At 64.4% G+C, this 7,176-nt stretch carries 5 protein-coding genes; 1 reads left to right on the top strand and 4 read right to left on the bottom strand.

The genetic code is table 11. The annotated features are described in order from the left end of the window. The 3 genes from Q0331_RS00330 to Q0331_RS00320 form a co-directional block, all read right to left on the bottom strand. On the bottom strand, nt 1-1,701 hold a 1,701-nt coding region (locus Q0331_RS00330), incomplete at its 3' end, for an Hsp70 family protein (RefSeq protein WP_298073846.1). Nucleotides 1,702-1,785: 84 nt separating this feature from the next. After that, entirely contained in the window at nt 1,786-3,258 is a 1,473-nt protein-coding gene (locus Q0331_RS00325; protein WP_298073843.1) for a GTPase, read from the bottom strand. Next, nucleotides 3,259-5,040 (bottom strand): dynamin family protein, encoded by a 1,782-nt coding sequence (locus tag Q0331_RS00320; protein WP_298073841.1) that lies wholly within the window; start codon nt 5,038-5,040, stop codon nt 3,259-3,261. Between the two features lie 414 nt (nt 5,041-5,454). Between Q0331_RS00320 and Q0331_RS00315 the strand changes: the two genes are divergently transcribed. Continuing rightward, complete coding sequence (locus Q0331_RS00315; RefSeq protein ID WP_298073839.1) at nt 5,455-6,678, top strand: hypothetical protein; 1,224 nt, start codon at nt 5,455-5,457, stop codon at nt 6,676-6,678. 42 nt (nt 6,679-6,720) lie between these two features. On the opposite strand, the gene Q0331_RS00310 is transcribed toward Q0331_RS00315, so the two are convergent. Then, nucleotides 6,721-7,176 (bottom strand): ATP-dependent DNA helicase (locus Q0331_RS00310; protein WP_298073837.1); only part of this gene is annotated, 456 nt, incomplete at its 5' end.

Raw genomic sequence — 7,176 nt, 5'->3', positions numbered from 1 at the left:
GAAGTTCGTCGGAGTGTAGTCCTTGACCTCCGGCAGCAGGGAGGCCAAGTGCTTGTACATATCCGACTCGTACGGCTCCCGCGACGGGCTGTAGGGGCTGGCCTCGGTGAACGGCGGGTTTCCACTATCGCCGTTGCCGCCGCCACCCCCGTTGCCGCCGCCTCCGCCGTTGTCATCGCCGCCGTTCAGTGCGACGAAGCCGATGGCTATCACGACTGCCAGGATGGCTACGCACGCCGTGATGATCACGGGGGTGTTGGACTTCCTCGGCTTCGAGGAGCTCGTTGCGTGAGCGCTGGCGAAGTTGCTGGCGCCGTATGCGTTCGCCGAGCTGGGTACGAAGGCAGCGGTCTGCGGGGAATTGTTGTAGGACTGCGATCCCTGGCTTGGGCTCTGGCTTTGCCCCTGACCCGCACGCGGCATTCCGGGCGGGGTTGCCGGGCCGGACTGGCCGGGTTGGCTTGACTGGCCGGAACGGTTTGCAGCTGAGGCAGCACCGGCGCCCAGACCAGCGCCAGCGGCGCCAGCTAGTCCGGCAGCGCCGGCACCGCCGGGGCGAGAACCTGCCCCCTGAGCTCCGTTCACGCCACCGGTGAACCCGCGCAGGGTTGCAGCCAGCGCACCGCGGCTCACCACGGTCTTCGGGTCGTCGAGCGTCATGACGGTGCCGACTTCACCCAGCCGGTCCTGCACAAACGGAATGCGCGACGATCCGCCGGTCATGTAGATCGGGGTCTTTGTGGAATCGACGCCCGCCTGCGTCAGCGCCGCGCGAGTCAGCTCAACTCCGCGCATGATCGACTGCTCGATAACGTTGTTGAACTCGTCGCGGGTGATTAGCAGGTCGGTTTCCCCGTGAGGAGTGGAGACGCTGATGGTAGCCGAGGACGTATCCGACAGGATCTCCTTGGCCTCTCGAATGCTGGACTCCAGCGCGTGCACCGTGGTGATGGGCGCGGAGCGAACGAAGTCCGCCAAGTCGGGGTCGTCGTGCTCCAGCTGGTCCAGAACCCAGCGGTAGAGCAGGTTATCGATGGTGCGTCCGCCCAGGCTGTTATCGCCCTTGGCGGCCACGACCTCGAAGTTGCCATCCCCCTTGGCACGCAGCACGGCAATATCCAGGGTGCCGCCACCGAAGTCGAACACTGCCACGTGGGAACCGGACTGCACGGACTGCTGGGAGGCGTAGTGGATCGCAGCTGCGCGCGGCTCGGACAGCACGCGCAGGTTCTGCTCCGGCACGCCTGCGGCGACGGCGCTGCGCTTCAGCTGCTCCACGGAGTGCGCCGACCACGCTTCGGGGTGGGTCAGCGTAACGGTTTCGGGATCCTGGTTGGCGTGCTGCGCCTTGCCCGAACGCAGAACCGTAGCGATAACGGAGCCGACGACCTTCGTCAGCGGCAGGCTACGGCCAGCCAGCTGAACCTCGTCGTGGTCGATGTAGCGCTTGGGGCTGAGCAGTAGCCGGGAAGGGTCGCGGCGGCCGCGGGCGAGGGCGGAATCGCCGTTGAGCAGCGTGGGCTCTTCGTCATCGGCAGCGGCGTGTGCGCCGTGCGGGACGTCGAGGAACACTGCAGACGGCATGATGTTGGAGCGGTGCGTCAACGCAAGGGCGGAGATCTCCCTACCCATGGGGCTCTGGTGAGCGGCAGCCGTATTCGAGGTTCCGAAGTCGACCGCCAGATGCCATGCGTTAGTCATTTAAAGTACAGCTCCTGACAAAACATAAGGGTTTAATAGCGTTTAAGGCATAAGTAGCTTACACTTTAGCGCCTCGGTTGGCCTTTAGTGCGTGGCTTGTAGCGCTGATTGGAAAGAGCCCAGGAGGCGCTCGCGGGCCTCATCCTCCGCCGCGGACAGCGGAGACATAGACATTTGCTGCATCTCTGAGATCTTCTCCTCCAGCGCCTGGCGAACCTGTTCCACCGGCGTATCGCGCGGCAGGCTCACAGTCTCTGCCGGGTGCCCGGCCGTCACGGCGGAGCGTAGCAGCGGCAGCAAGCGCGAATCCGGGGTAGAGGCGTAGGTGTTGCGGTAGCTGCGGTACAGCATTACGAAGTGCATGCCCGGCTGCGCCAGTGTCACCGATTGCACCCAGCGTACGTGCTGCAGGTCCGGGTGGTTAGAGGCCAGGTCGTCCAGCACATCCAGCATCCGGGCGGCGCGCTGCAGCACGGCGAAGTAGGTGATGTCGCCGGTCAGCAGATGCACCAGTTCCGAGACCCCGGAAGTCTCCACCATCCACTTGACCAGCGCCGGCGCCCCGCCCTCGGCGGCGATGCGGCGCCCGGCGAACACTCCGTATTCGCCCATGACGTCCAGCAGGTCGTCTCGGATGCTGGCGCTGCACTCCGGCACGATCTCCCGCGGATCCTCCGCCTCCAGCAGGTCCAGCAGGCCTTCGCGGTCCAGATGCGCCAGCGCACTCAAGTTACGGGCCACCTCGCCGGTGACCTTGCCCGTCAGGGCGGATTCCGCCATCAGGCCGGAGAGCGGAATGGTGCGCTGCACCGTGCTCATCAGTCGCTTCTGAATGCTGTCGGCGTGCTGGCGGGCGTGCTGCAACGGATCGATGGGGCCGAAGGCACCGGAACCGAAAGAGTCCGCTCTGGAAAGGATGCCGACGGTATTTAGGGGCGTCATTCCCAATTGGGAGAGGAACCGTTTCTCGTCCTCGCGCGGGGCAGAGTCCGATAAGAAGACAAGGCAGTCGGCCCAACCGCTGGCGCGGCGCGTGTCTTTTTGTCCGTCGACGAGTACGCGGCGGGTGCGCTCCTCGTTTTCGACGGTCAGGGTGGCGGTGCCGGGGGTGTCAATCAGCGTGAGCTCCTGGAGGCGCCGGTTGGGCAGGAACTGATCCACAAAGTCCACCTGGTTCACCGGCACGGTCAGGTTGTTCAGCGGGCCGTTGTTCAGCGGCACGCGGATGACCTGCCCGTCGGTGGTGTGGATCTCGGCGCGGGCGGGCGCACCGTTGTGGTACATGCTCACCGCCATGGTGCACTCCAGGGCGCCGGTGGCGGCAATGAGGTTCTCCGTCAACGCGTTGACCAGCGTGGACTTTCCAGATTTCAGGCGGCCGACCACAGCCACGCGCGGCGGGCGGGTGACCATCAGGCGCAGCTGTTCGGCGTGCCGCGCCAGATCCGGCGAACCGCCAGCCAAAGCGTCGACAGCCTGGGTGAGCAGCAGCGTCAGGTCAGAGACGCGCTGGCTCAAATGCGCCGAGGCCGACTGGATCTGATTTCCCTGCTCCATTTACATCCCCGCCTTCGCGTGTTCTGCCATGCTCGCCGCCCCGCGCCGGGTGCGCTTCAGCGCCGCCAGGTGCCCATCTAGCTCTTCGATGGTCTGGTTCACGATCTCCAGGTTCTTCTTCAGCCGGCTGATGGTCTGCTTGCGCTGAGCCTCGGATTCGCGGGCGATCTTCTGCGCGGATTCGATCTTGGACTGTAGGTTGCGCTGCTCCTGGCGGATCGCGGAGCGGTGGCGCAGCAGGATCTCCGTCCTACCTGTCGTGATCGCAATGTCGATCATGCGGTTGATAGAGGTGCGGGTCGTCGCGATGGTCTCGCGGAGCCAGATAAGTAGGTGCTGCTTGCCGTTGCGCATCGCCCGGTAGCCCATGTTCACGCCGATCCAAGCCGCTGCGGCCACGGGCGCGAAGGGGATCACGACCGTCAGGGCGCCCGCGCCGACAATGCCCATTGTCAGCATCGACGGGTCCACCAGCCCGGTGGTTTTCTTCTCCACGTCGTGGCTGAGGGTGCTCGGCGGGGCCAGTGCTGCGAAAATCTGCTGCTGTACTTGGTCCACCATGTCCTGGCGCCCCTGGAACAGCTGCGCGGCACGGGCTGTCACCTCACTGACCATGGCCATCACCATCTGCTCCATGATCTGCCGCAGTTCAATCTCGATTTGGCTGGTGAATACCTGCGGTTTGCTGCGCAGCACGCGCATGCCTTCGGCGTTGACGCGGTTGGTCCAACGCGTCTTTACGTCCGTCAGCGCTTCGTCCATCGCCGCGGAAACCTTGTTGCGGCTCAGCTGGATGTCGCGCATAAACAGCTGTTCCCACTCGCTGGTGGCATCGCGGAAGGCCTCCAGCTTGCGCTTTTCGGCTTCGAGTTCGCCGACTGCATCGCTGGTCTTGTCGTACAGCTTGATGTCCCGCTCGATGTCGGTAGTGATGGTGTGCATCGTCGACTTGGTGATCTCGAGCGCGGTCACCGTGCCGAGGTTGCCCGGCGAGTTCACGTGGTCGATGATCTGTTGGCGCAGCTCGGCGATGCCGCACCGTTGCTCGATCTGTGCCCTTTTTTCTGGTGACGCCGATTCCGTCGCGTCCAAAGCCCGCAACGAGGAAACCCCAATCACTGGGATGTCCAGGCCGAGGTGCTCTGCGATGAGGCGCTGGTCGTCGGCGACGATGGAGCGCCAGCGGCGCACATTCTTATCGGTCTTGGTGACGGCCACGATCACGCTGCCGACCTGCTCGCGGGCGCGGCGGAGAATATCCATCTCCGGGGCGGTGATGGGGGTGGAGGCGTCGCAGACCATGAGCAGTACACCGGCATTCCGGGCCTCCGCCAGGGAGGCCGCCACCGCGTGCTCGTCCAGGCCGCCCACGCCCGGAGTATCGACGATGGTCACCTTGCCCATGCCAGAGTAAGGGACCAGCAGCTCGGCGGCACTGGGCAGGGAGGCTACTTCCTTGCTATCTTTCGGCGCACGGTTGATAGCATCCACGGCTTCCTGGGTGACCCAGTTCTTCAGATCCTCGGGTTCGATCGGGTCGTACTCCGTGCCCCGCACCAGGCGCGCCAGCACCGGCTGGTCCGGATCCTGGTCGGGCTCCGTGTGGATGCGGATGGGGGCACTGGTGGCGGTGATGACGTCCACCGGCAGCAGATCGCGCCGACCAACCAGAGCGTTGACGAGGGAGGACTTTCCGCGCTTGACTTCGCCGATGATGACCACGGCGGAGGTGCGGTACTTCGCATTCACGAGGTTTTGCACGCGATCCGCGGCATCGTGCATTTTGTATTTTCTGGCGATGGTGGCCCCGCGTTCGACGCTTGCCTGGGGGGATCGGCCCGCAGCGTTGGGGTAGGGGGTCACGGTGGGTATCGCCTTTCTGTGTAGTGCCCGGTTAGTGCGCGGCGAGCGCACGGTAGTACTCGGTAATGCGAGAATGCCATTCTAGTATGCCGATAAATAGGCTTTTCGGAAGTGCAGCGTGAACGTCGCGCATGCTTTTACCCCCGGAACTGCTTTCAGGATTCAAGTGAAAGAAATGCCTTTTTACTAGGGAGTTTGTGGGTTTTGGGGCGAGGGGGCGTCAACAATAAATACCCCCAAGGAACAACTTGTAGGGGAGGGGCATTCAATAACTGACAGGCAGCCAGGAAGAGCCTGAAGGATACTAAGAAGAACACTGAAAAGGAGCACACAATGTCCAACGAGAACCTGAACAACGGCAACAACGGCAACAACAACGGCCTCACCACCAACGACAACGCGGGCGCCCCGGATCACTCCCTGGGTCGCTGGGATGTACTGGACGCAGACGGCAACATGGTCCAGGGCAACATCGTCGGCGCGCAGGACACCAACGGTGACGGCGAGGCAGACGCCTTCCAGGTGGACATCACCGGCGACGGACGCCCGGACGGCACGGTCTACGACAAGGACGGCGACGAAGTGACCGACCGCGCGGAGATGGACTACGACCAGGACGGCATCGTCGACACGGTCTACGAGGACATCGACGGCGACGGCGTGATCGACAACATGTCGGTAGACACCACCAACGACGGCAAGCTGGACACCAAGGCCACTGACTACGACAGCGACGGTGTGACCGACAACGTGAAGATCGACTCCAATGCAGACGGCAACTACGACGTCACCGCCTACGACTTCGACGGCGACGGCAAGGTAGACAGCGTTGGTTATGACACCGATGGCGATGGAATCTCCGACTACTCCGAGTTCGACCACGACGGCAACGGCGTTGTGGATGGCACCAGCGGCGAGGTTCCGCCGTCCGCGGCACAGCAGGCAGTAGGCGAGGGCATCTGGGGCTCCCAGACCCAGACTGCAGCGCCTCAGGACGCAGCACCACAGGCTGACGCTCCGGCTGCGGCAGCCCCGGCAGCTGAGGCTCCGGCAGAGGACAAGCCCGAGTCTCGCACTGAGGACAATGCAGAGGCCCCGGCAGAAGAGGCAGCCCCGCAGGGCGGCGCAGACACTGACCTGCAGTCCGCCGGTGCGGACAACGCAGCACCGAACGGCGGCGAGTACGTGGACCTGGACGGCGACGGCCTGGCAGACGGTGTAGCTTATGACACCAACAACGACGGCCAGATCGATGCACTCGAGATCGACACCACCGGCAACGACCAGACGGACACCGTGTTCGTGGACACCGACGGCGACGGCCAGGTCGACGAGCGCCACGTGGACACCGATGGCGACGGCTTCACCGATGAGGCTCTGCTGGACACCGACTTCGACGGCATCGGCGACACCAAGGCATACGACCACGATGGCGATGCTGTGTACGAGTCCACTGAGGAGACCTACACCGAGGACATCGCTCCGACCTTCGACGACCTGCTGGGCGGCGCTGGCGACAGCGGAGCCGCTGGCAACGACGGCGCGGACCTGGCCTAAGGCACTAGGCCCGGGCCTCAGGTTCGGGCCTAGCCCCCGGCCCTAAGCTTCAACCAGGCGACGCAGTGCACCCCGCACTGTGTCGCCGTTTTCCGTGTACCAGAAGTCTGGCATCGAACGGCGGATGTAGCTGCCGTAGCGCTTCGTGGCCAGCCGCTGATCCAGTACCGCCACCACGCCCCGGTCGTCCACGGAACGCAGCAGGCGGCCTGCGCCCTGTGCCATCAGCAGCGCAGCATGGTTCGCCGCCACCTCCATGAATCCACTGCCGCCGCGCTGATCGGCGGCTTCCTGCCGGGCTTGCTGCAACGGATCGTCGGGGCGCGGGAAGGGGATGCGGTCGATGATCACCAGCGAAAGCGACTTGCCGGGAACGTCCACGCCTTGCCACAGCCCGAGGGTGCCGAAGAGGCAGGCGGACTGGTTCTTGCGGAACTTCTCCACCAGCGTGGACATGGAGTCTTCCCCCTGCAGCAGGATCTCGTAGGGCACCACCGT

The organism is uncultured Corynebacterium sp., from assembly GCF_937999985.1.
Taxonomy (GTDB): domain Bacteria; phylum Actinomycetota; class Actinomycetes; order Mycobacteriales; family Mycobacteriaceae; genus Corynebacterium.
This window is presented reverse-complemented; position numbering and strand designations above follow the sequence as displayed.